Origin of the sequence: Halorubrum vacuolatum (assembly GCF_900188065.1) — an archaeon.
GTDB lineage: Archaea > Halobacteriota > Halobacteria > Halobacteriales > Haloferacaceae > Halorubrum > Halorubrum vacuolatum.
In genome coordinates this window covers 51,624-74,848 of the sequence record NZ_FZNQ01000009.1, presented here as the reverse complement: position 1 = coordinate 74,848, position 23,225 = coordinate 51,624, and the positions used below count along the sequence as shown (strand labels likewise).

Sequence of the window (23,225 nt, the reverse complement as noted above, 5' to 3'; positions counted from 1 at the left end):
TCCCACGCCCAGTGTCGGCAGCGTTTTGTGGCCGGTCGGCGAACGACTGTCCATGAGCGAAGCCGCGTACCCACCGGTGACACAGCATCTCTCCGACCCGGAGACGGCCCGCGAGGAGGGCCGCCGAAAGATGGACTGGGCGCTCCAGCACATGCCCATCCTGGAGGCGCTCCGCGAGGAGTTCACGGCGGAGCGGCCGCTTGAGGGGGAGACGATCGCGATGGCGATGCACGTCGAAGCGAAGACCGCGAACCTCGTCGAACTCCTCGCTGACGGCGGCGCTGAGGTGGCGATCACGGGCTGTAACCCGCTCTCGACACATGATGACGTCTCCGCGGCGCTGGACGCTCACGACTCGATCACCTCCTATGCGGTGCGCGGGGTCGACGACGCGGGCTATTACGACGCGATGCATGCCGTTATCGCCCACGACCCGACGATCACCGTCGACGACGGGATGGACATGGTGAAACTCGTCCACGAGGAGTACCCGGAACTGCTCGACTCCATCGTCGGCGGGGCCGAGGAGACGACGACCGGCGTGCATCGGCTGCGGGCGATGGACGCCGACGGCGAGTTGAAATATCCGGTGTTCGCCGTCAACGACACCCCGATGAAACAGCTCTTCGACAACGTCCACGGGACCGGTGAGTCCTCGCTCGCGACCATCGCGATGACGACGAACCTCTCGTGGGCCGGCAAGAACGTCGTCGTCGGCGGCTACGGCAAGTGCGGCAAGGGCGTCGCGAAGAAAGCCGCCGGGCAGAACGCGAACGTGATCGTCTGTGAGGTCGACCCTCGACGTGCGCTCGAGGCACACATGGAGGGCTACGAGGTGCTCCCGATGATCGAGGCGGCCGAGAAGGGCGACGTTTTCATCACGACGACGGGCAACCGCGACGTGATCACCCGCGAGCACTTCGAGGTGATGAAAGACGGCGTCCTGCTGGCGAACGCCGGCCACTTCGACGTCGAGGTCAACTTGGATGACCTCGTGGACCTCGCGGTCGACCGGTTCGAAGCCCGTGATGGCGTCGAGGGATTCGAACTGCCGGACGGCCGTGTGCTCAACGTCCTCGCCGAGGGTCGGCTCGTCAACCTCGCGGCACCCATCTCGCTCGGCCATCCAGTTGAGGTGATGGACCAGAGCTTCGGCGTGCAGGCAGTTTGTGTCCGCGAACTCGCGACGAACGGGGCGACCTACGGACCCGGCGTCCACGACGTCCCGGACGACCTCGATCGCGAGGTCGCCGAGATCAAACTCGCCGCGGAGGGCGTCGCACACGACACGCTGAGTGACACGCAGCGCGAGTACATGGACAGCTGGGAACACGGGACGTAGGGCGGCCAGCGGGCCCCGTTCGAGCGGCCCCGCTCGTGCTTGCGGTGTGATCCGACGTTTGGCGAACAGGCGGCTCCTCCCTCCCACGACGGCGCGCCGCACACCCGCCTCGACCGACGTGGACTGATCGTCACGTCACGGGCGGTCTGGCCGCGTCTTCGGATATAAGGGTCGGGATCGGGGCACCCACATCCTCCTCCGGATGGAATATACGCTCGATGCGTCCGTCAGCGCCTTTTTTGCTATCTGTGCCCTACCACGGCTGTGACCGTCATCAGCGTCCACGCTCCGAGCCATCGCGAGGCGCTCTGGGAGCTGGAGTCGGCCTTCGAGCGTGGGGACCTCATCACCGTCTTCGGCCGATGTACGGTCTCGTACGCGGGCCGTGCGGCCTCGGAACTCGGGGTGGGTGATCGGCTGCTCATCCTGAAGCCGGACGGGGCGGCGCTCGTCCACACCGATGAGGGACGGACGCCCGTCAACTGGCAGCCACCGGGGTCGACACATCACGCCGCGGTACGCGAGGGACGCCTTCGGGTCCGCTCGAAGCGAACGAATCCGGCCGAGACGCTCCTCGTTCGGTTCGAACGGGTCCATCAGCTCTCGGCGATGTCCGTCACCGGCGGGCGTGACCTGGAGCTTCACGGCAGCGAGGAGGACCTCCGCACGCGGGTGCTCGAACGACCCGAACTGATCGCTCCCGGCTTCGAGCCCGTATCGACCGAGCGGGAGACCGCCGCGGGGCCCGTGGACGTCTTCGGGGTCGATGACGCGGGCGACCCGGTCGTCGTGGAGTTGAAACGGCGGCGCGTCGGGCCGGATGCGGTCGGCCAGCTCGCCCGCTACGTCGCGGCGGTCCGTGACGAATTGACCGGCGACGGGGAATTCCTCGCGGACCACGAGGCGGCAACGGCGGACGACTCGGTTCGTGGCGTCCTCGTTGCACCCTCCCTCACCGATCGGGCGGCCGACCTGCTCGCGGACCGTGGATTCGACCATGTCGCGCTCGGACCTCCAGCCGACGCCGGGGAGAGCGTTGACGCCCTCGCAGACGACTCGGACGACTCGGACGACTTGGACGACTCGAACACGACCGCTGGGTCCGGTTCCCGCCCCGATGAATCGGCGTGAACACGGCTCGTGCGATTCGGGTGACAAGTGATCGATGCACACGCCCGAGACGTCACCGTATCGAAGGGCTTATGGCCGCAGCACGGGCTACTTCGCACAAGTAACCATGTCTGAAAAACCGGCCTCAATGTATCGGACGATCGATAAGCCGTCGTATACACGACGAGAGTACATCACGGGGATCCCGGGCTCGAAGATCGCCCAGTACAACATGGGGGATCTCGCCGCGGAGCCGGACGACTACCCGGTCGAGATCAGCCTCCGTGTCGAAGAGGAGCTGCAGATCCGCCACGGGTCGCTGGAGAGCGCACGGCTGTCGGCCAACCGCCACCTGATCAAAACGCTCGGCGAGGGCAACTACAAGATGGTCCTCCGGAAGTTCCCCCATCAGGTCCTCCGCGAGAACAAACAGGCGACCGGCGCGGGTGCGGACCGTGTCTCCGACGGGATGCGACAGGCGTTCGGCAAGCCCGTCGGTACGGCCGCCCGGATCCAAGCGAACGACGTCATCTTCACGGCCTACTGTGATGTCGATCAGGCGCCCGTCGTGAAGGAGGCGTTCCGTCGCGCGTACAACAAGCTCTCGCCGCCGTGCCGGATCACCGTCGAGCGCGGCGAGGACCTGCTCGTCGCCTGATCGGGGCCACACGGCCGCTCTCGATCGGTCGGCGCTCCCCGCTTTTTCCGTCGTCGATATCGGTGCTTTATCGGTGTCGCCCCCGAAGCGACCCCACGGATGCTCGATGCGACCATCGACGCCGCGTTTGCCCTGTTATTATACGTCGGGCTCCCGGCACTTTTCATCTTCTTCATTCTTAAAGGCGCACTCATCGGGAAGCCGCTGCCGACGTCCATTTTCCTTCCCGGCTACATCCTCGCCATCGGCGCGGACCGGATCGAGATGGCGGGTATCGTCACCGTCTCCGCATCGGGGTACGTCACGGGTCAGTTGATCGTCTACTCGATGGCACGCCGCGGTGGTCGGTCGGCCATCGAATCGGCACCACGGGTCTCGATCTCCGCTGAACGGCTCGATCAGGTCGAGGCGCTCTTCGAGCGATACGGCGGCCCGGCCGTCTTCATCACGAACTTCGTCCCCTACCTCCGTGGACTCATTTTTATTCCGGCCGGCATCGCGCGGTATCCGATCCCGCCGCTCATCGTCTATGCGTTCACCTCGACGATCATCTATCACGCCGCGCTCGTCGCCGTCACAGTCGGTGCGTTCAGGGCGATCGTATAAGCGGGGACCGTCACCGGCTGCAGATCTCATCGCAGAGCCGAATCCCTGATATACCCTCGCGGGTCTATCGTTTATATAGTGTCACAGCAGTTGGCCGAGGTCGAGACGCTGTTTCTTCACGAGGCACGCAGCGACTACACCGTCGTCGTCACCCGTGAAGGGAGCCGTGTTCTCCAGGGCCGTCTCGAATTGAAGGAGACGTCGGCGGGGCCGCGACCGGGGAAGTTCCGCGTTACCCGGGATGGTGAGGAACACCCACGTCCGCCCGACGAGTTTGTCGACCTCGCGCGGGCCGCCGACCGGATCCGGATCTCCCAACAGACCTCCCCGACCGCCCGTGAGCGGCTCACGGCGATGCTCGACGGCTACCAATTGGAAGCGATCACCGTCCGCACGTGTCGCCGCTGCTCGAACGCCGGCCGATACGGGCCGATCACGGCCGACACGGCGATCGAACACAACGGTGAACACATCTGTCGCGATTGCGCCCGTCGGGAACTGGAGCGTGAACTCTCGTATGCGGGCTCGTTCACCGGGGCCGCAGAGGAGCGCTTGGAGGAGCTGTTGTACGACTCACGCGACCTCGATCGGATCATCAACCTGCTCTCGGGCGGACTCGACCCGGACCTGACGAAATATGACGAGGTCTCCGCGAACGTCGACGACGTGACGCCGGTCCGTACCGCGGACCTCGACCTTCACCCGGATCTCGCCGCCCACCTCGAAGGCCGCTTCGAGGAGCTGTTACCCGTCCAGAGCCTCGCGGTCCGCAACGGGTTGCTCGACGGCGACGACCAGCTCGTGGTGAGCGCGACGGCGACCGGCAAGACGCTCGTCGGCGAGCTCACCGGGATCGACCGCGCGCTCCGTGGGGAGGGCAAACTGCTCTTTTTGGTGCCGCTCGTCGCGCTCGCCAACCAGAAACACGAGGATTTCGAGGACCGCTACGGCGACCTCCTCGACGTCTCCATTCGCGTCGGCTCCTCGCGGATCACCGACGACGGGAACCGGTTCGACCCGAGCGCGGACGTCATCGTCGGCACGTATGAGGGAATCGACCACGCCCTCCGGACGGGCAAGGACCTCGGCGAGATCGGGACGGTCGTTATCGACGAGGTGCATACGCTCAAAGAGGGCGAGCGGGGCCATCGTCTCGACGGGCTCATCTCCCGGCTGAAACACTACGGCGAGGAGCACTTTGCCGACCGCGGGGAACACGGCGGGATCCAGTTCGTCTACCTCTCGGCGACCGTCGGCAATCCCGAATGGCTTGCCGAGAGGCTTCGAGCGACGCTCATCGAATTCGAGGAGCGACCCGTTCCCATCGAGCGACACGTAACCTTCGCGGACGGCCGTGAGAAGGCGCGGATCGCCGATACCCTCGTGAAACGCGAGTTCGACACGAAATCCTCGAAGGGCTACCGCGGCCAGACGATCATCTTCACGAACTCCCGGCGGCGATGCCACGAGATCAGCCGGAAGCTCCGATACGACTCCGCGCCGTATCACGCTGGCCTCGATTATGGCCGCCGCAAGCAGGTCGAACGACGCTTCGGCAACCAGGATCTCTCGGCGGTGGTCACGACGGCCGCGCTCGCCGCCGGGGTCGACTTCCCCGCCTCACAGGTGATCTTCGACTCGCTGGCGATGGGGATCGAGTGGCTGTCGGTCCAGGAGTTCTCCCAGATGCTCGGACGAGCGGGTCGCCCCGACTATCACGACCGCGGACGGGTCTATCTCCTCGTCGAGCCCGACGGGGTCTATCACAACTCGATGGATCGTACCGAAGACGAGGTCGCGTTCACGCTCCTCAAAGGCGAGATGGAGGACGTCACCCCGCGGTATGACGAGACGGCGGCGGTCGAGGAGACGCTCGCGAACGTCGTCGTCGCCGGGTCGGGCGCCAAGCGGCTCAACGACCGGATGGTCGGGGAGGTGCCGACCACCCACGCGGTCGGCAAGCTCCTGGAGTGGTCGTTCATCGATGGGCTCTCGCCGACGCCGCTCGGGCGGGCGATCTGTCGACACTTTCTCGCACCCGATGAGGCGTTCCGGATCCTCGAGTTGGTCCGACAGGGCCGTGATCCGTACGGGATCGTCGCCGACCTCGAGTTGCGTGAGCAAGACTGATCCGTCGCCGTCGATACGCCGATACTCGGTCGATGACGAGACGAGCCGGATCAGTAATCGGGCGCGTCGTCCTCGACTTCGCGTTTCAGCGAATCGCGGCGCGACTTCGCATCGCGGCCGGTCGCCTCCAACAGGAAGGCGTTCTTGACGTCGACGGCGTCGGCGGCCGCGTCGACCTTGCCCTCGGCGATGAGCTCCTCGGCGGGTCGCTCCTCGAAGTGGACGGCGAGTTTGTCCTTCTTGCCGCTATAGCTCGCCGCGCCCGCGACGATGCGCTCGAAGACGGGGTTTTTCGGCTCCTCGACGACGTAGAGCTCATGACCGTTCCACTCCTCGGTGCCGGTCACCTCGCCGAAGTACTCCTCTATCGAGCCTTTCAGGTCCGGCATTCGGTCCTCCAGATGCTCGCCGCGGCGCATCTTGTACTCCTTCATGTCGGGTCCGTTTGACAGGGTGGGGTAAACCCCTTTCGTCACGGCCGTCCACACGGATCGATCGGCGGCTATCCGGCCGGCGTCGATCGGCCCGATCTAGCGCGGTCGCTCGTTGACGTAGCCGCGTTTACACTCCGGACAGATGTCGCCGGCGCGCATCGAGTTGCCGGCGGCGTCCCATGTCATCTCACACGCCGGACAGTAGTACTCCATGTCGATGTCATCGGCCGACGTTTGAAGGCTTGGGGGATCCTCACGGGCGATCCCGCTTCCCACCACGTCGCCATCGGCGGCATCGTCGGTCTCCGTTCCGATCCCCCCACTCGTCGCCTTGTCCCCGGCCGACGCCGACGTTTCGGGGGCGTCGATGAACTCGACGTCCTCGTCCACGTCCGCGCCGTCCACGGTGGCTTCCGGCGTGAGCCCGCCCCCGAACTCGACGCCCGGCCCCGCGTCGTCCCCGTCGTCGACCGTCGCGCTCCACCCCTCGTCTTCCCCCCGCTGGTCGGGCCACGGTGTCGGTTCGTGATCGGCTTTCTCCTCCTGATCCAGCTCCGGCCAGGCGCCCCGCTCGCGGTCCGGCGAGGAGCCGCCGGCGTCGTCATCGAGTATCTCGCCGTCGTCGGGCACGTCCTCGCTCCCGTCCGGATCGGTGCCGGGATCCGGCCAGTCCGCCGGCCCCTCCGCCGTGTCCGGTCCCAACTCCGCCTCACCCGGGCCCGACTCGATGAACTCCGCATCGTCGTCGACCACGCCGTCCGGTTCCTCGGCGTCGACGTCCACGTCGTCCGTCTTTTCGGCGACCTCCTCGCCGTCCACGGCGGTTCCCTCCATGTCGGCTGCCGGCTCCACGCTGTCGGTCGACGCCCCTGCCGTGGTCGATTCCGGGCCGTCGTCCTCCGCGTCGATGATCACCGCATCGTCGCCGTCGACGGGCGGCTCATATGGCTCCTCGTCGATCTCCGCGGCTCCGACGCCGCCCGGATGGACGCCACCTTCGGGCTCGGCCGGTTCCTCCGGGGTCGGCGCGGACGTCGCCGCCTCGGTGAGCCGCTCCATGGTTGTCACCTCCGTGTTCTCGCTCACGATCTGTGTCTCGCCGCATCGTGTGCAGGTCTTCACCTCCCGGACGGTGGTGACGACCTCGTTGCCGTCCTCCTCGCGTTCACGTTCCACCTCGGGTTCGTTGAAATCGTGCCCGAGCAGACACCTGAGTCCCATTATCACCACCTCCGGCGTCCTGACGTAAAAAACGACCCGTCGGCGTCGGACGCTCGGCGTACGGTTACCGACGTCGGCGCGGTGGGATCGTCCCGACACCAGTAGCTATAATGCTCGGTCACATATGATCGGTCGTTACATGCCGACCGTCTACTACGAGGGCGAGGAGATCGAGTGTGAGGAGGGTGCCGTGCTGCGCGATGTGCTCCGGAAGGCGGGGCTCTCTGTTTATAATGGCCGATCGGAACAGCTCAACTGCCGCGGAATGGGGTCCTGTGGGACCTGTGCGGTCAAGGTTGAAGGCGAGGTGAGCGAGCCGGGCAAAAAGGAGAAGGCACGGCTCTGGTTCCCACCGCACCATCCGAGCCACGACGTCCGCCTCTCGTGTCAAACGCGCGTGATGGGCGACGTCGAGGTGACGAAAGGCCGCGGGCTCTGGGGACAGCACGTGTGAACGAAGCGGATCGGTGACTCGGATCGAGCGGCGTCCCTCCTATCCCACTGCGTGAGCGTCGTCGCTATACGTCGTTCGACGACCCATCGCCGTCGCTCACGAGGATAAAAATTCCCGCCGCACGGGTCGCCCCGACGCGGAAGAAGAAGTTGTAGTAGTGTGTGTGGGCCGCAGACCGTGTTCGGGTCCGACCCGGTACCGGTACGGGTTTACTGCCGAACGACGTTCGCTGCGCGCGGGCCCTTGGGCGAGGACTGGATCTCGAACTCGAGCTCCTGTCCCTCCTCAAGGTCCGGGCCGCCGACGTCTTCCATGTGGAAGAACACGTCATCGTCCGCATCGTCCGTCGAAATGAAACCGTAGCCGCCAGTGTCGTTGAAGAAATCAACCTTCCCTTCTGCCATTGCAAATAGACACACGGGTGGTTATAAGATAAGACTTGCGAGTGTACAGTTACCACGGATTTGTGTGGACGTTCGTCAGCCGGATCGGGTACGCAAACCACGATCCTTCGACACGTAGGCATCCATTCGCCGTCGGAACCGACGGATCGGTCGGTTTCATGGCCGGTTTCGGTCGAATCGTCGATCCGCCGACCGCGGCTTGGTTGACGTTTAAGTTTGTGCGGTGTGAACGGGTGTCGTGTTTCGATCGATCCGCGAACACGGCCCCGCCCTGCTCGTTCCCGCCGCCTGGACGGTCGCCGCCGCCGCGGTCGCCGGCCTCGTCTCCACGCAGGCCCTGTTCATCATGCACGTGGTGATGAGTCTCTTTCTCGTCGCGTTCGTCCTCACGGGCTGGCGCGAGATGTCGACGGGTGTCCTCGCGGGCTGGCGGGCGGTGATCCTCGCCGGGGTGCCGATCACGCTCGCCGGCGTCGCCGGGCTGTCGCTCACGACGGACGCGTTGCTCGCGGTCGCGCTCTACGGGTGGGCGCTGCTGCCCGCGGCCGGCTTTATATACACCGCCGGCCGCGTCGATGTCGGCCGGTGGATCTATCTCGCCGGCGCGGCCTGTTGCCCGGTCGGCGCGCTCGTTGTCGCGCTCGCGCCGTCGACGACCGTGGTGGTCGCCGGGATCGCGCTCATCGGCGTCGGACAGACGGCGGGGATCCTCGATGCGACGCTTCGATATTAGCGGCGAGGCGCGAGACGGGTCGGTCACTCCGCGTCGTTCACTCCTCGACGAATACGGTCGCGTACATCCCACCGTCCTCGTGGGGGATACAGACGTAGTCGTATCGTCCGGGGACCTCGAAGGTGTGTGAATATCGCTCCCCGTTGTCGATCTCCCCGCCGAAATCGTCCCAGAACGCGGCGCGCGCGGTCCCCTCGTCCTCGAAGCCGCCCGAGGCGAAATACTCGGCGTCCTCCGGGATGCCGCCCTCGTAGGCCGTGACGGTGTGGCGCCGGCTGGAGGTGTTCTCCCAAACCACCGTCGTCCCCGGCGTGACGGTCAGCTCCTCGGGGACGAACCCGTCTGCCGTCATCGCGATGTCGTGATCGTCGGTTAGACAGCCGGCGAGCGCGGCGGGCGCTCCGACCGCGACGCTCGCGGCACCGAGCCGCCCGAGGAACCGTCTCCGCTTCATATCTTCCCTCGGGGCCGCGGTCGTTTGAACGTCGCGATCGATTCCGTCGGGTGGGAACGACGATGGCCAAGCCCGCCGACAACGAACGCCATCCCGGTCGCCCGATGATAAACCCTAAAACCGGGCTCGGCGACCGATCGGTATGCACCTGCGGGTGATCGGCCGACTCGGGCTCGCCGACGCGGTGACGGTGGCGAACGCCGCCGTCGGCTTCCTCGCGGTCGTCGCGGCGACGATCGATGTCGAGCTTGCCGCCCGGCTGATCCTGCTCGCCGCCATCGCCGACGGGCTCGACGGCGTCGTCGCCCGTCACCGTGGTTCGACGCCCGCGGGCCCGTATCTCGACTCGCTCGCCGACGTCGCCTCCTTCGGGGTCGCGCCCGCCGCCATCGTCGCCGCCGTCGTCCTCGATACGCATTCGTTCGCGACCGACCCCGGCCTCGCCGCCGTCGGCGTCCTCGCGGGCGCGCTCTTCGTCGCGATGGCGGTCGCCAGGCTCGGACTCTACACGGCCTATGACACCGGCAGCCGTGAGACGGTGGGCGTCCCCACGACGCTCGCGGCGACGGTCCTCGCGGCCGCGGTGCTGGCTGGCTATACGGATCCGGTCGTCCTCACGGCGGCGACGGTCGCGTTCGCGGTGCTTATGGGGACGACGATCACCTATCCCGACCTCCACGCACAGGACGCGGTCGTGATGGGGATCGTGCAGGCCGCGGTGATCCTCGCCCCGCTCGCCCGCGCCGCCGTTCCGGCGTTGCCCGCGTGGATCGGGGAGGGGTTCGCGTTCGCGCTGCTGTTTTTGGCCTGCGGCTATCTCCTGCTCGGTCCACGGTTCTACTGGGGCGAGGATGGCCTCGGGGTCCCCAAGTGAACGGGAGCACTCCGAAAGCGACTTGGGAAGCACTCCGAGGGCGACTTAGGAGGGACACCCCGAGGGCGACTCCTGTGGACACTTAAAAATCCGTAAGCGATCGCTGATCCTCCCCACGACGCTGCTCGGGCGGCACCGTCGTCGCGATCACCTCGTTTACCTCCCCGCGGGCGTCGGGGTCGCTGTTGATCGCCCGGGTCGCCCCCACGCGATCAACGAAGAGTCCGGCATCGACGTAGGGGTCGTACATCACCCCGGAGTTCGAGAGGACCACGTGGATGTCGCGATCGGCCAGCGTCTCGACGACCGAAAGCAGCGCGAGTTGGTCCTCGCGGTCGAACCCGCCCGCGCTGTACTCCGCGAAGTCCGCCGTCGGGCTCATCGGCTCGTATGGCGGATCGAAATAGACGAGGTCGCCCGGTTCCGCGACGTCGAGAACGTAGTCGTACTCGCCGTGGTGAACCGCGCCCTCGCCGAGCCCGCGGAGCACCCGACTCACCCCGCGGACCTGTTCGGCACGGACCCAGTCGGGGTCGACGTAGCGGCCGATCGGGACGTTGAACTCGCCGTCGGCGTTCTCGCGATAGAGGCCGTTGAACCCCGTCCGGTTTAAATACAGCAGCCGGGCGGCCTCATCGAGGGGGTCGAAGGACTCGCCGTTCGGCCGGCGGTTGAACAGCGCGCGTTGCTGGTAGTAGGCGGCGTCGATCGATCGGCCCTTCCGGTCCGTCTCCGTGAACGCCAGTGCCGGATCGGGCTCGTCGTTCGGGTCCGGAAACGTCCGGCAGCGCTCGATCAGCTCCTCGGGACGGTCGCGGACCTGCCGATAGAAGTTGACGAGCCGCGGGTTTCGGTCGTTGACCGTCCCCCGCCGTGGTTCGTGGTCGAAACAGAGCGCGCCGCTGCCGAGAAACGGTTCGTGATAGGCGTGTTCACCGGGGTCGTAGGCGGCTGGAAACCGCGCGTACAGCTCATCGAGGAGCTGTCGCTTTCCGCCCGCCCATTTGAGTATCGGCGTCGCCATCGGTCGGTACGTCATTCACGAGCGTGGCGGGACTTAAAAAGGGTCGCTCCCGGCGGGCCGGCAGACCGCTCCCGGCGGCTGCCCGATCGGTCCGGCGCGTTTCCGGACCCCTCAGAGGAGGTCGTCGAACTCCTTGTGACGGGTGATCTCGACGCCGTCTTCGGTGACGACGGCGACGTTGATCCCGTTCCCGGAGGCGACGTCGCGCTCGACGGCGGATTTGATCGCCCTCGCGGCGGCCGTCTTCGCCTCCTCGACGGTGAGGTCGTCGCGGTACTCCTGTTCGAGCACACCGAGTGCGTACTGGCTTCCGGAGCCGGTGACGGTGTACTCCTCCTCGATGACGGAGCCGAGCGGGTCGATGGAGTAGATGTACGCGCCCGTCTCGTCGACGCCGCCGAGGATCGGCTGGACGATGAAGAACGCGCCGGTCCGAAGCAGGTTGCCCGTGAGCGTCGAGAGCGCCTGCATCGACATGTCCTTACCGCGGCGGGCCTCGTAGAGGTTCGTCTCCGCACGCAGCGTCGAGATGAGGTTCTGTGCGGCCGAGACGCCGCCGGCGATGGTCAACGCGCCGGTCGGGTGGATCTGTTCGACCTTCTGGACGTCCTTCGAGGAGACCATCCGGCCGAGCGAGGCGCGCATGTCGGTCGCGAGCACGACGCCGTCGTCGGTCTTGAGCCCGACGGTCGTCGTTCCCGTCTTGACGCCTTTGTCATCGTCCGCGGCCGCGTTTCGACGTTCGGCGGCATCGAACTCGCCGAGTTCGGGCCCGAAGATGGGTCGGTCGTGACCCAGTTCGCCGGCCAGCCCTCCCGAGAGATCGCCTGTCGGTGTTCGCATTACCGAATAGTGGCCCGGCGCGTTGATAAAGGCAACCCTTCACGTGCCGATCGTCGCTGTCTTCAGGCGCCACTCGCTCCATCGTCCCTCGGACGTGCGAGGACGCGATCGCTGCGAGCACGAACGAGCGATCGAAAAAGTCGACGGCTTCCAGGCGACGCCTCGGACCCGAAGGGTGAGGTCGCAGGACCAAGCGGGGGGTCGATTATAACCGATCGGTCCTGCCAGCCGCCGCCCACGCGTCCGTCGGCGTTCCCTCGGACACGCGAACGCGACGGCGCGTGAGCGACTCCACCCGCCCCGCGAACGCCCACCGCTTCCCGTTCCACGTGGGCTCCGTGTCGCGCGCGGCGGCCGCTGCAGCCTCCCGATCCCGGAGGTGTGCGGCGACCGCGACCGCGATGGCGGCGGCCTCCGCGTCGTCGGCGTCGTCGGGGATGACGAGTCCGGTGGGGAGCCGATGCGCACCCCCTTCGGTCTCCGTGTTCTCGGCCATCAGATCGGGATGTTGCCGTGTTTCTTCGGCGGCTGGTCCGTCCGTTTCCCCTTCAGCATGTGGAGGTCGTCGACGAGCCGGGCGCGGGTCTCGGCCGGTTCGATCACGTCGTCGACGAAGCCGCGGTCGGCGGCGATGTACGGGTTCGCGAACTCCTCGCGGTACTCGTCGATGAGCTCCTGTCTGCGGGCGTCCGGATCCTCCGCCTCGGACAGCTCCTCGCGATAGAGGACGTTGACCGCCCCCTTCGGACCCATGACGGCGATCTCGGCGGTCGGCCACGCGTAGTTCACGTCGCCGCCGATATGTTTCGAGGACATCACGCAGTAGGCCCCGCCGTACGCCTTTCGGGTGATGACGGTGAGAAGCGGCACGGTCGCCTCCGAGAAGGCGTAGAGTAGCTTCGCGCCGTGGCGGATGATCCCGCCGTGTTCCTGATCGGTGCCGGGCATGAACCCGGGCACGTCCTCGAAGGTGAGGATCGGGATGTTGAACGCATCACAGAACCGCACGAATCGGGCCCCTTTCTGGCTCGCCTCGATGTCGAGGGTGCCGGCGTTCACCCGGGGGTTGTTGGCGACGACGCCGATCGCGTGGCCGTCGAGTCGCGCGAAGCCGACGATCACGTTCTTCGCGAAGCGCTCGTGGACCTCGAAAAAGGAGCCCTCGTCGACGACGCCGCCGATGACGTCGTGCATGTCGTAGGGCTTTCGCGGCGCGTTGGGGACGATCTCCTCCAGCTCGTCGGCTTCGCGTTCGGGGTCGTCCCACGGATCGACCCGCGGCGGGTCCTCGACGTTGTTCGCTGGCAGATACGAGAGCAGCCGCGCGATGTCATCGAGGGCTTGCTCCTCGGAATCAGCGGCGAAGTGGGCGACCCCGGAGGTCGCCGAGTGCGTTACCGCGCCGCCGAGTTCCTCGAAGCTCACCTGCTCGCCCGTCACCGTCTCGATGACGTCCGGGCCGGTGATGAACATGTGGGAGGTATCTTTCACCATGAACGTGAAGTCCGTGATGGCCGGCGAGTAGACCGCGCCGCCGGCACACGGGCCCATGATCGCCGAGATCTGTGGGATCACGCCGGAGGCCTCGGTGTTGCGCCGGAAGATCTCCGCGAAGCCGCCGAGGGAGGCGACCCCCTCCTGGATGCGCGCGCCCGCCGAGTCGTTGAGCCCGACGACCGGCGCGCCGACGTCCATCGCTTTATCCATCATCTTACAGACCTTCTCGGCGAACACCTCCCCGAGCGAGCCGCCGAAGACGGTGAAGTCGTGTGCGAAGACGAACGTTTTTCTCCCATTCACCTCGCCGTATCCCGTCACCACGCCGTCGCCCGGGATCTGCCGCTCCTCCATCCCGAACCGATGGTTTCGGTGGGTCCGGAACCGGTCGAACTCGTGGAACGTCCCGTCATCGAGGAAGTAGTCGATCCGCTCGCGTGCGGTCATCTTCCCCTTCTCGTGTTGTGACTCGATACGGTCCTCGCCGCCGCCCTTCGCGGCTCGTTCGCGCCGGTTCCGGAGGTCCTCGATGCGATCCTCCATCGTCACGCCGGACCACCCTGCATCATTATCTCGTGGGTCGGCAAGCGACGGCAAAAGGGTTCCCCTATCCGACGATACGCGGTTCGACGAACGTCGTACTCCGGGGTCGGATCGGTCGCCACGAGCGCGGTTTCTCCCTCACCGCGGCGAAACCCGGTGCCGCCCTGTCGGCCGTTCACACGCGCAAGCGTCCTTCGACGGGTTTAAACGGTTCATGGGCCACTCTCCGGTGAGACAGGCTTCGCCTGTTTCACTGACCCGTAGGAGCATACCTGCGTACTACGGAGGTGAAAAATGGCAGACACAATAGAAGAGGCCGTGACGCTCGCGCTCGATGAGGCCCCCGAACGGAATTTCCGTGAGACGGTGGACCTCGCGATCAACCTGCGAGACCTCGACCTCAACGATCCGTCGAATCGTGTCGACGAGTCCGTCGTGCTGCCGGCTGGAACGGGGCAGGATACCCGAATCGTCGTCTTCGCGGAGGGTGAAACCGCCGTCCGCGCCCGGGACGTCGCTGACGAAGTGTTCGACAGCGACGACCTCGAGGACTTAGGAGACGACAACGACCGCGCAAAGGACCTCGCCGGCGAGACCGATTTCTTCGTCGCCGAGGCCAACCTCATGCAGGACATCGGTCGGTACCTCGGTACCGTCCTCGGTCCGCGCGGGAAGATGCCTACCCCACTCCAGCCGGACGACGACGTCGTCGAGACCGTCAACCGGATGAAAAACACGGTGCAACTCCGCTCCCGTGACCGCCGCACGTTCCACACGCGCGTCGGCGCGGACGATATGTCCGCCGAGGAGATCGCGGACAACATCGACGTTATCATCCGCCGACTCGAGGCCGACCTCGAGAAGGGCCCGCTCAACATCGACGGGATCTACGTGAAGACCACGATGGGTCCCGCACAGGAGGTGCCCGTATGAGCTCCGTCCGAAAGACCGAGACGATCCCGCAGTGGAAACGCGAGGAGGTCGACGAACTCGTCGACTTCCTCGAGTCGTACACTTCGGTCGGGATCGTCGGCGTCACCGGCATCCCGAGCCGCCAGCTGCAGGCCATGCGCCGCGAGCTGCACGGCTCCGCGGAGGTCCGGATGAGCCGCAACACGCTCACGACCCGGGCGTTGGAGTCGGTCGACGACGGCTTGGAGGAGCTCGTCGACTACGTCGACGGACAGGTCGCGCTCATCGGGACGAACGACAACCCGTTCGGCCTGTACAAACAGCTCGAAGCCTCGAAGACCCCCGCCCCGATCAACGCGGGCGAGGTCGCCCCGAACGACATCGTCATCCCCGAGGGTGACACCGGCGTCGATCCCGGCCCGTTCGTCGGCGAACTCCAGACCGTCGGCGCGTCCGCGCGGATCATGGACGGGTCGATCAAGGTCACCGAGGACTCGACCGTGCTCGAGGAGGGTGGCGTCGTCGACGACGACCTCGCCGGCGTGCTCTCCGAACTCGGCATCGAGCCGAAGGAGGTCGGTCTCGACCTGAAGGGTGTCCACTCCGAGGGCATCCTCTTCGAGCCCGACGAACTCGCCATCGACGTCGACGAGTACGCGGCGGACGTCCGGTCCGCCGCCGCCGCCGCGCGCAACCTCTCGGTCAACGCCGCGTACCCGACGGCCCGCACCGCCGGCACCCTTCTCGCGAAGGCGTCCGGCGAGGCCAAATCCGTCGCGTTACACGCGGAGATCGAGAGCCCGGACGTCATCCCCGACCTCATCGGTCGGGCCGACGCCCAGCTTCGCGCGCTCGCCGCCGCGATCGACGACGACGAGGCGCTGCCCGAGGAGCTGCGTGGGGTCGAAGCCCCCGCGGCACCGGAGGCGTCGACCGAGGACGAGGAGGAACAGGCAACTGAAGACGAAGCCGCGGAGGCCGCCGACGACGATGACGACGATGACGATGACGACGGTGGGGCAGGCCTCGGCGCGATGTTCGGATAATACAACGAGGATACACCAATGGAATACGTTTACGCTGCGCTCATCCTGAACGAGACTGGCGAAGAGATCAACGAAGACAACGTCACGGCCGTGCTCGAGGCCGCCGGCGTCGATGTCGAGGAATCCCGCGTGAAGGCGCTCGTCGCCGCGCTGGAGGACGTCGACATCGAGGAAGCCATCGAGACCGCCGCCGCCGCGCCCGCCGCGGGTGCCGCCGCCGGCGCCGCCGCGGCCGACGACGACGACGACGATGACGACGACGAGGAGGAAGAGGCCGCCGAAGAGGAGGAGGACGACGAGGACGACAGCGCCGGTGGCGAGGGCCTCGGCGAGCTGTTCGGGTAATCCCGGCGCGTCCCCTTCACGACCAGCGGACTGAACTCTGATTTTTATTCCAACTATCCCGAGTGATAACGCTGTGCGGAGGATTATATAGGGTGCCGAGCAATCTCGGGTGACCGAGATGAAGATCGTCGATGGCGACAAGGCCGAGTGCGACCGATGTGAGGAGATATTCGCGCTGGAGGACGTCTCGCTTTTAGAAAAACACACGAACAGGGCGTACGAGAAGGTGCTCTGCGGGGAGTGTCTCGGCGCCGTCGGCGTCCCGCGTGGCTACAAACTGCGCCGGGACATCACCTATCTTTCGCGGTAGGCCGGGCGGGTAACCGATCACGGCCGAATCGATCACGGCCGAACCGACCGCGGGCGAACCGCTCGACCGTCGCTTCCGGCGGGTTCAGTACCGTTCTTCCAAGTCCTCCTCGACGTGTTGGTGTTCCTCGGCCGGAAAGGCGCCACTCTCGACGGCCTTTTTATACTCATCGACCGCCCGGCGCATCTCCCCGCGGACGTCGCCGAACCGCTCCGCGAACGGCGGCGACCAGTCGCCGAGGCCGACCACGTCGGTGATCACGAGCACTTGGCCGTCGCAGTCGCCGCCGGCACCGATCCCGACCGTCGGGATCTCGAGGTCGTCGGTGACGGCCGCCGCCAGATTTGCGGGGACGTGTTCCAGCACGAGCGCGAACGCGCCCGCCTCCTCGTGGGCGCGTGCGAGCTCGCGGATCTCCTCGGCGGCCTCCCGATCGGTTCCCTGCCGCGTGTAGCCGCCAAGCCGGTTGAGGTGCTGCGGGGTGAGCCCCAGATGTGCCATCACCGGAATGCCGAGTTCCGTCATCCGGCGGGTGGTCTCGACGGTGTGCGGGCCGCTTTCGATCTTCACCGCGTCGGCGTCGGCTTCCTTCAACAACGTCCCGGCGTTGTGGATCGATTCGGCCTCGTCGACGCCGAACGCGAGGAACGGGAGGTCGGCGACGACGAGCGCGTCCTCGACCGCCCGGGCGACCGCCGCGGTCCGGCTCTTCACGTCGGCCATCGTCACCGGGAGCGTCGACTCGTAGCCGAGCGTCGCGTTCCCCATGCTGTCGCCGACGAGGATCACGTCGATCCCGGCCTCGTCGACGATGGCCGCGGTGGGCGCGTCGTAGGCGGTCAGCATGGTGAACGGCTCGTCGCGGTCCCGCAGTCCGCGCGTCGTGGTCATGCGCGACAGGTCGCCGCCGCACTCGGTTAAACTCGATGGGATCGGCGGCGTCCATGGCGTCCGGGTGGGCGGACCGTCGCCCGCGGCGCTGGACCGCCGCCGACACCGGACCGGCACCGATTTGTCGCTCGCCCGCCGAGGGCGACCCGTGCAACCCGTCGAGCGAACCGAGGTCGAGGGGATCGACTACGGCTGGGTGATGCAGACGACGTTCGTGGTGACGATCGTCGTCGGCGCGCCGATCGTCGCGGTCCTCTCGACGTTCGTGACGCTCGATACGTGGGGCGCCCGCGCGGGATTCGCGATCCGCGTCGGCGCGCCGATCTGGTTCCTCACGGCCATCGCCGTCGCGCTCTATGCGAAGCGAACAGACGCCGGCGACGACCCGTAGCCGCCCGTTGACAACCCGTAGCCGCCCGTTGACAACCCGTAGCCGACCGTTACCGGATACGGCCGGTTATCCGTCGCATCGGCGGCCGAGCATCCTCGATCCTTATAAAAGCGGGCGGCCTCTTCCACCGGTGAGAACGGTCCGTCCATGATGCTTCCAACACACGCCGTCGTCGGTCTGGCGCTCGCAGCGCCGCTTCTCGTCCTCGCGCCGGACCTCTCGACGGCCGCGCTCACGGGGGCGCTTCTCGGTAGCGTCTTTCCCGACCTCGATCTGTACGCCGGCCATCGCCGGACGCTCCACTATCCAGTCATCTACACGGCGCTGGCGGTGCCCGCGGCCGTCGCCGCGTTCGTCATCGCGAGCCCGCTCGTCGTCGGTATCGCCGCGTTTCTGGTCGGCGCGGCCGTCCACTGCCGAATGGACCGCTACGGCGGCGGGCTCGAACTCCGTCCGTGGGAGGGCACCTCCGAGAAGGCGGTGTACGACCACGTCCGGGGGCGATGGCGACGACCGAAACGCTGGATCGAATACGACGGCTCGCCCGGCGACCTCCTGCTGCTCGCCTCGCTCGGCGTTCCGCTTTTGTTCGTCCTCGAGGGCCCCTTCCGGCTCGTCGTCGTCGTCTGTCTCGCCGTCGGAACGATCTATGTCGTTCTGCGCCGCCGCCTCGCCGCGATCGCCCCCACGGTCTTCGCATACGTTCCGGACCGGCTGGCTCGATACGTCCCCGAGCGATATCGGCCCTGACGGTCGGGACGCTCGTGGCTGCCGCGGTGACGCGGCCACGCGAACGTATGCTGTCGCCGCGAGCGTGGTGAGCCATTCTTATTACGCACGACGGTCTGCGGTGACTACGATGGGCGATAGGAGCGCGGCGGGTGATGTTAGCGAGAAGGCTGCAGACGACTCCACGGCCGGCTCCGGCGAGCGTGATGACACCCTCGCGCGGTTGTTTCGAAACGGTCGATACAACGCGCTGATCTCCTGGCTCCTCGTCGCCGTCCTCGTCGGCGTGTTCATCGAGAGCGTGCTTGATGCCGACTGGCTCTGGACGCTCTTTGTGGCCTGCGTCGGGCTCGTCGTTCTCGCACCGCCCATAAGCCGCCGCGACTGGCGGATGATGCTCCCGTGGGAGCTGCTCGTCCTGGCGCTGCTTCCGATCCTCGTCCGGGCGCTTTTCGGCGGCGAGCTCGGGACGTTCGGCTACTACCTCTCGGTCGCGGCGCTGGCGCTCATCATCACCGTCGAGCTGCACATGATGACCGAGCTCCGGCTCACCCACTGGTTCGCGGTGTTCTTCGTGACGCTCACGACCCTCGCATCGGTCGCGGCGTGGTCGATCGTCCGCTGGAACGCCGACCGGCTGCTCGGCACGACCTTCCTCATCGAGCCGGGACAGTCACAGGACGCCGCGAACGCCGCGTTGATGGTCGAGTTCGGCTACGTCACGCTCGCCGGGCTCGCGGCCGGCCTCCTCTTCGATGCGTACTTCAGACGTCGTGGTCGACGCCTCCGTCGCCATCTCCGGCGGGTGATCGCCCGATGACGCTGCTGCCACGGCCGTCCGTCCGCACCCAGCGTCGGCTCACGCGGGGGATGCAACTCACGCTCGTCGGGATCATCACGTTCGGGATCGTCTTCGCGGAGCCGAAGGCGATCACGAACGGGACGCTCGCGCTGGTGATCACCTTCGCCCCGGCGGTGTTCGAGCGCAACTACGACGTTCCCCTCGACCCGTGGCTCGGCCTCTGGATCACCCTTGCGGTCTTTTTACACACGATGGGGTCGGCCGGGTTGTACGCGGCGATCGGCTGGTGGGATCATCTCACCCACGCGATGTCCGCCTCGGTCGTCGCCGGGATCGGCTACACGTTCGCCCGCGCGCTCGACGTCCACCACGACGGGATCCACCTCCCCGCGAAGTTCGCGTTCGTCTACATCCTCATCGTCGTGATGGCCTTCGGCGTGATCTGGGAGCTGTTCGAGTTCGGGCTCGACATCATCGCCGACGTGACCGGGATCGCGATGCCGCTCGCGCAACACGGACTCGACGACACGGTTCGTGACATGATGTTCAACACGCTCGGGGCGGTCGTCGTCGCGACGTTCGGACAGGCACATCTCTCGGGGGTCGCCGAATCGGTCGTCGACGCGCTGACCGACCGCGAAGGATCGTAAGGTGGTCCCGACGGCCCGCGCTCATTATTTATATGCTTGCCGGCGTCATCCCGCTCAATGAGTTCGCCGTACGGCTGGAAGGCGTCCGTCCGTGGGGCGGCCGCGCTGTTCGCCCTCGGCCTGCTCGGCGTCCTCGCGCTTGCGGTTTACACGGTTCCCGCGTTGCGTGAGATCCCGGAACTCTCGGCGCTTTCCTACCCGACGCTGGTGCTGCTCGCGTCGATCAACTCGCTCCTTCTGCTCGTCGTCTTCGTCCTCCTTGGGGCGGCCACCGCTCCACGGATCGATCTCACCTCTCACGTGTTCACGTGGGCCGCCGATGGCACCCCCGAGTGGGGTGAGATCCGTGACTCCCTGCCGCTCGCGCTGGCGCTCGGTACGGGATTGTTCGTCCTCATCGTCGTTCTTGACGTCGTATTCGCCCAGTTTACCGGGGTCCCCACCGGTGAGCCGCCGGGGGATGCGGACGCGCTGGCCGACCTCCTCGCTTCGATCCCGATGCGGCTGCTGTACGGCGGGATCACCGAGGAGCTGTTGCTCCGATGGGGGTTCATGGCCCCGGTCGCGTACGGCCTCTGGTGGGTCGGGAACCGGGCCGGCGAGGCGACCGATGCCCCCTCGGAGCCGATCTTCTGGATCGCCATCGTTGTGAGCGCCATCATGTTCGGCGTCGGTCATCTTCCCGCGCTCGCGACGACCTTCGAACTCACGACCCCGCTTATCCTCCGCACCGTCCTTTTGAACGCGCTCGCTGGGATCGTCCTCGGTTGGCTGTTCTGGAAACGGTCGCTCGAAACCGCGATGATCGCCCATGCGGCGTTTCACGTCGCGCTCGTCGTGACCTCGACGGCCCTCATCGTGCTGTTTTGAGTCCCGTTATCTCCTCACCCCCCGAACTCGCTCCCGTCGCTTCCGGTTGCCCGTTCCGCGAACCGTTTGGCGTCCTCGCTGAGCCCGGGCGGTGACGGACGGGTCTCCGACTCGGACTCGGTATCCGGGTCGATATCCGGATCGACCTCGGGCTCCTCGTCCGTGTCGGCGCCATCCTCACCCTCATCGTCGGCGTCGTCCTCGGCGGTCGGGACGAACGCGGCTTCCACCTCCCGTACCATCTCGTCGACGGCGTCCTCGCGCAGTCGGTCGGCGTACGCCTCGCGGATCAGGTCGGGGATGGCGTACGCGTATCGCCCCTTTCCGACGTGTCGGACGAGCCCCTGTGTCCGGATCGGTCGGTGTCGGGCGTAGGCGTGCTCGCGGTCGGCGTCGCCGCCGGCGTCGATGTGTGCGGCGACCGGCTCGCTCACCCCCTCCCGGCGGTAGTGGCGGAGCATTCCGATCGAGAGCGGTTCGAGGGTGGCGACCCGGGACTGAAGCTCCTCGATGACCGCCTCGCGTGTGCCGAAGTTGGCCTTCGCGTCGAGTTCCAGCACGCCCGCCGCGACGTCCTCCCGGGTCACGGATTTGGCGGTCGGATCGGTATCCGTCGATCCGGCGTCCGGACCGGCGTCGGCAGTCATCCCATCGGCGTCCGCCGCCTGCGCTGGAGTCGCCTCGGCCGCCGGCGTCGCCTCGGCCGCCGGCGTCGCCTCGGACGCCGAAGCCGTATCGGATACCGTGACCGCATCCACGCCGCTGTCGATCGAGACCCCCTCGGTCCCGTCGCTCGTGTCCCCGTCGCCGTACGCATCGAGGTCGGCCTGCCCGTCGCGCTCGGCCTTTCCGGCCGCAGGATCCCGGAGGTTCCGCCCCTCCCCGCCGCGATAGGGCGCTTCCGCCCGGCCGAGCATCGCCTGCGCGAACTTGTCGGCCATGTTCTTCAGGTCGCGCGCCTCCTCCAGTTCCCGTTCGAGCTGGTTGATCCGCGCACGCTTTTTATCGAGCTCCTGCCTGAGGTCGGCGAGCTCGGATTCCCGGCGGGCGCGTTCATCGGAGATGGACTGGAGCTCGCTGACGAGGTCGCCGGAGACGGACTTCAGCTCCGGTCGCTCGAAGTCGTCGAGCCCGGGGGTCGCGCCCGCGTCGAACGTTTGTTTGCGGTGAAACTGGATCCGCCGGATCGACTCGTCCCAGTCGGTCATCAAGAAGGCCTCGCCGTCCCCCAACTCCTCGACGGCGTCGGCGTACTTCGAGCCGAGGATCCGTCCGACGACTTTTGTGTCGTTGTCCCACGTGAGTCGATGCCAGCAGAGCCAGTCACACTGGGTGATGAAGTCCTTTTTGACGTCGGCGGGGCGCTGGCTGATCCCGACGATCCCGAGGCCGTGTTTTCGCCCGCGTTTGCCGACCTTGATGAGCATCCGGCCGGTCTCGTCCATCCCGCCGCCCTCCGGGATGTACTCGTGACACTCCTCGACGACGAGCAGGAAGGGCTTTTTCAGCTTCTTCTCCTTCGCGAAGAGCTGTCTGACGACTTTCAAGAGGAGCTCGTTCGCGGTCGACTCCTCCAGGTAGCCGGAGACGTCGAGGATGATCGGGACGTTCTGTTCGAGCGCCAGCGACGCGATCTTCTCGGCGTGTTCCGGGGAGACGACGATGTCACACTCGTCGTCGGCACCCGCGTGGAGGATCTCGTACTCCTCTTTTAACCCGTAGTACTCGCCGTCGGTGTCGACGATCATCACCGGAAAGCCGTTCGAGAGCAGGTTCTCGATGACGACGCTCGCCGTGTTCGACTTGCCGGAGCCGCTTTTACCCGTAATAAACGAGCGGCCGGTGAGGACGTCGACGACCGGGAGCTCGACCGGGCTACCCGCCTCGGCGGTCGCGTCGCCCCCGATCCCATCGCTCACGTCCGCGACGTGGATCGTCTGTGCTTCGCTCAT

Annotated in this window: 27 protein-coding genes and 1 pseudogene; 17 read left to right on the top strand and 11 right to left on the bottom strand. The window is 66.6% G+C overall.

Annotated features, from left to right (window positions below; translation table 11 throughout):
* Positions 1–52: 52 nt before the first annotated feature.
* From CHB65_RS09925 to CHB65_RS09905, 5 genes are all read left to right on the top strand, one after another.
* Complete coding sequence (locus tag CHB65_RS09925) at positions 53–1,342, top strand: adenosylhomocysteinase (RefSeq protein WP_089384909.1); 1,290 nt, start codon at positions 53–55, stop codon at positions 1,340–1,342.
* A gap of 264 nt (positions 1,343–1,606) precedes the next feature.
* Positions 1,607–2,473 carry an endonuclease NucS gene (gene nucS, locus CHB65_RS09920; protein WP_089384908.1) on the top strand — a complete coding sequence of 289 codons (867 nt, stop codon included), beginning with the start codon at positions 1,607–1,609 and terminating at the stop codon, positions 2,471–2,473.
* Positions 2,474–2,579: 106 nt separating this feature from the next.
* Positions 2,580–3,110, top strand: coding sequence for a 50S ribosomal protein L16 (locus CHB65_RS09915; RefSeq protein WP_089384907.1), 531 nt, complete (start codon positions 2,580–2,582; stop codon positions 3,108–3,110).
* A gap of 99 nt (positions 3,111–3,209) precedes the next feature.
* Positions 3,210–3,716: a DedA family protein gene (locus CHB65_RS09910; RefSeq protein WP_089384906.1), complete on the top strand. Its 507-nt coding sequence runs from the start codon at positions 3,210–3,212 to the stop codon at positions 3,714–3,716.
* Between the two features lie 78 nt (positions 3,717–3,794).
* The gene (locus CHB65_RS09905; protein ID WP_089384905.1) at positions 3,795–5,846 is read left to right on the top strand and encodes a DEAD/DEAH box helicase; all 2,052 of its coding nucleotides are present in this window, start codon (positions 3,795–3,797) and stop codon (positions 5,844–5,846) included.
* A gap of 50 nt (positions 5,847–5,896) precedes the next feature.
* Here the strand turns inward: CHB65_RS09905 and CHB65_RS09900 are convergent, their stop codons facing one another.
* On the bottom strand, positions 5,897–6,280 hold the full coding sequence (locus tag CHB65_RS09900; protein ID WP_089384904.1) for a DUF5611 family protein: 384 nt from the start codon (positions 6,278–6,280) through the stop codon (positions 5,897–5,899).
* A gap of 96 nt (positions 6,281–6,376) precedes the next feature.
* On the bottom strand, positions 6,377–7,501 hold the full coding sequence (locus CHB65_RS09895; RefSeq protein ID WP_089384903.1) for a DUF7093 family protein: 1,125 nt from the start codon (positions 7,499–7,501) through the stop codon (positions 6,377–6,379).
* Between the two features lie 139 nt (positions 7,502–7,640).
* Here CHB65_RS09895 and CHB65_RS09890 point away from each other — a divergent pair, with 139 nt between their 5' ends.
* Positions 7,641–7,955, top strand: coding sequence for a 2Fe-2S iron-sulfur cluster-binding protein (locus CHB65_RS09890; protein WP_089384902.1), 315 nt, complete (start codon positions 7,641–7,643; stop codon positions 7,953–7,955).
* 209 nt (positions 7,956–8,164) lie between these two features.
* Here CHB65_RS09890 and CHB65_RS09885 read toward each other — a convergent pair whose 3' ends face one another.
* Entirely contained in the window at positions 8,165–8,359 is a 195-nt protein-coding gene (locus tag CHB65_RS09885; protein ID WP_089384901.1) for a cold-shock protein, read from the bottom strand.
* A gap of 238 nt (positions 8,360–8,597) precedes the next feature.
* On the opposite strand from CHB65_RS09885, the gene CHB65_RS09880 reads away from it, so the two are divergent.
* Positions 8,598–9,092, top strand: coding sequence for a hypothetical protein (locus CHB65_RS09880; RefSeq protein WP_089384900.1), 495 nt, complete (start codon positions 8,598–8,600; stop codon positions 9,090–9,092).
* 37 nt (positions 9,093–9,129) lie between these two features.
* Here the strand turns inward: CHB65_RS09880 and CHB65_RS09875 are convergent, their stop codons facing one another.
* The gene (locus CHB65_RS09875) at positions 9,130–9,546 is read right to left on the bottom strand and encodes a plastocyanin/azurin family copper-binding protein (RefSeq protein ID WP_089384899.1); all 417 of its coding nucleotides are present in this window, start codon (positions 9,544–9,546) and stop codon (positions 9,130–9,132) included.
* Positions 9,547–9,688: 142 nt separating this feature from the next.
* Between CHB65_RS09875 and CHB65_RS09870 the strand changes: the two genes are divergently transcribed.
* Positions 9,689–10,420, top strand: coding sequence for a protein sorting system archaetidylserine synthase (locus CHB65_RS09870; protein ID WP_089384898.1), 732 nt, complete (start codon positions 9,689–9,691; stop codon positions 10,418–10,420).
* Positions 10,421–10,502: 82 nt separating this feature from the next.
* Here CHB65_RS09870 and CHB65_RS09865 read toward each other — a convergent pair whose 3' ends face one another.
* The 5 genes from CHB65_RS09865 to CHB65_RS17440 form a co-directional block, all read right to left on the bottom strand.
* Positions 10,503–11,444, bottom strand: a complete 942-nt coding sequence (locus tag CHB65_RS09865) for a DNA adenine methylase (protein ID WP_089384958.1) — start codon at positions 11,442–11,444, stop codon at positions 10,503–10,505.
* A 111-nt stretch (positions 11,445–11,555) separates the two neighbouring features.
* Positions 11,556–12,287 (bottom strand): archaeal proteasome endopeptidase complex subunit beta, encoded by a 732-nt coding sequence (gene psmB, locus CHB65_RS09860; protein WP_089384897.1) that lies wholly within the window; start codon positions 12,285–12,287, stop codon positions 11,556–11,558.
* 205 nt (positions 12,288–12,492) lie between these two features.
* Positions 12,493–12,783 carry an acc operon protein gene (locus CHB65_RS09855; protein WP_089384896.1) on the bottom strand — a complete coding sequence of 97 codons (291 nt, stop codon included), beginning with the start codon at positions 12,781–12,783 and terminating at the stop codon, positions 12,493–12,495.
* Positions 12,783–14,327, bottom strand: a complete 1,545-nt coding sequence (locus CHB65_RS09850) for an acyl-CoA carboxylase subunit beta (protein WP_089384895.1) — start codon at positions 14,325–14,327, stop codon at positions 12,783–12,785. The genes CHB65_RS09855 and CHB65_RS09850 overlap by 1 nt, the downstream gene beginning before the upstream one ends.
* A 2-nt stretch (positions 14,328–14,329) precedes the next feature.
* Positions 14,330–14,506, bottom strand: coding sequence for a hypothetical protein (locus CHB65_RS17440; protein WP_179213638.1), 177 nt, complete (start codon positions 14,504–14,506; stop codon positions 14,330–14,332).
* 115 nt (positions 14,507–14,621) lie between these two features.
* Here CHB65_RS17440 and CHB65_RS09845 point away from each other — a divergent pair, with 115 nt between their 5' ends.
* The 4 genes from CHB65_RS09845 (at position 14,622) to CHB65_RS09830 (ending at position 16,940) form a co-directional block, all read left to right on the top strand.
* Positions 14,622–15,260, top strand: coding sequence for a 50S ribosomal protein L1 (locus CHB65_RS09845; RefSeq protein ID WP_089384894.1), 639 nt, complete (start codon positions 14,622–14,624; stop codon positions 15,258–15,260).
* On the top strand, positions 15,257–16,285 hold the full coding sequence (locus CHB65_RS09840; protein ID WP_089384893.1) for a 50S ribosomal protein L10: 1,029 nt from the start codon (positions 15,257–15,259) through the stop codon (positions 16,283–16,285). The genes CHB65_RS09845 and CHB65_RS09840 overlap by 4 nt, the downstream gene beginning before the upstream one ends.
* An 18-nt stretch (positions 16,286–16,303) precedes the next feature.
* Entirely contained in the window at positions 16,304–16,630 is a 327-nt protein-coding gene (rpl12p, locus tag CHB65_RS09835) for a 50S ribosomal protein P1 (RefSeq protein WP_089384892.1), read from the top strand.
* A 118-nt stretch (positions 16,631–16,748) separates the two neighbouring features.
* Positions 16,749–16,940, top strand: coding sequence for a hypothetical protein (locus tag CHB65_RS09830; protein WP_089384957.1), 192 nt, complete (start codon positions 16,749–16,751; stop codon positions 16,938–16,940).
* An 84-nt stretch (positions 16,941–17,024) separates the two neighbouring features.
* On the opposite strand, the gene panB is transcribed toward CHB65_RS09830, so the two are convergent.
* Positions 17,025–17,831: a 3-methyl-2-oxobutanoate hydroxymethyltransferase gene (gene panB, locus CHB65_RS09825; RefSeq protein WP_089384891.1), complete on the bottom strand. Its 807-nt coding sequence runs from the start codon at positions 17,829–17,831 to the stop codon at positions 17,025–17,027.
* Positions 17,832–17,979: 148 nt separating this feature from the next.
* Here panB and CHB65_RS09820 point away from each other — a divergent pair.
* From CHB65_RS09820 to CHB65_RS09800, 5 genes and pseudogenes are all read left to right on the top strand, one after another.
* Positions 17,980–18,213 (top strand): annotated as a pseudogene (locus tag CHB65_RS09820) (DUF5822 domain-containing protein); the annotation flags it as partial.
* A gap of 156 nt (positions 18,214–18,369) precedes the next feature.
* Positions 18,370–18,972 carry a hypothetical protein gene (locus tag CHB65_RS09815; RefSeq protein WP_089384890.1) on the top strand — a complete coding sequence of 201 codons (603 nt, stop codon included), beginning with the start codon at positions 18,370–18,372 and terminating at the stop codon, positions 18,970–18,972.
* Positions 18,973–19,081: 109 nt separating this feature from the next.
* Entirely contained in the window at positions 19,082–19,771 is a 690-nt protein-coding gene (locus CHB65_RS09810) for a hypothetical protein (RefSeq protein WP_089384889.1), read from the top strand.
* Positions 19,768–20,403, top strand: coding sequence for a hypothetical protein (locus CHB65_RS09805; protein WP_179213637.1), 636 nt, complete (start codon positions 19,768–19,770; stop codon positions 20,401–20,403). The genes CHB65_RS09810 and CHB65_RS09805 overlap by 4 nt, the downstream gene beginning before the upstream one ends.
* A 57-nt stretch (positions 20,404–20,460) precedes the next feature.
* On the top strand, positions 20,461–21,273 hold the full coding sequence (locus tag CHB65_RS09800) for a CPBP family intramembrane glutamic endopeptidase (protein ID WP_089384888.1): 813 nt from the start codon (positions 20,461–20,463) through the stop codon (positions 21,271–21,273).
* A gap of 14 nt (positions 21,274–21,287) precedes the next feature.
* Here CHB65_RS09800 and CHB65_RS09795 read toward each other — a convergent pair whose 3' ends face one another.
* A complete protein-coding gene (locus tag CHB65_RS09795) occupies positions 21,288–23,225 on the bottom strand; it encodes a helicase HerA domain-containing protein (RefSeq protein WP_089384887.1) in 1,938 nt (645 codons plus the stop codon).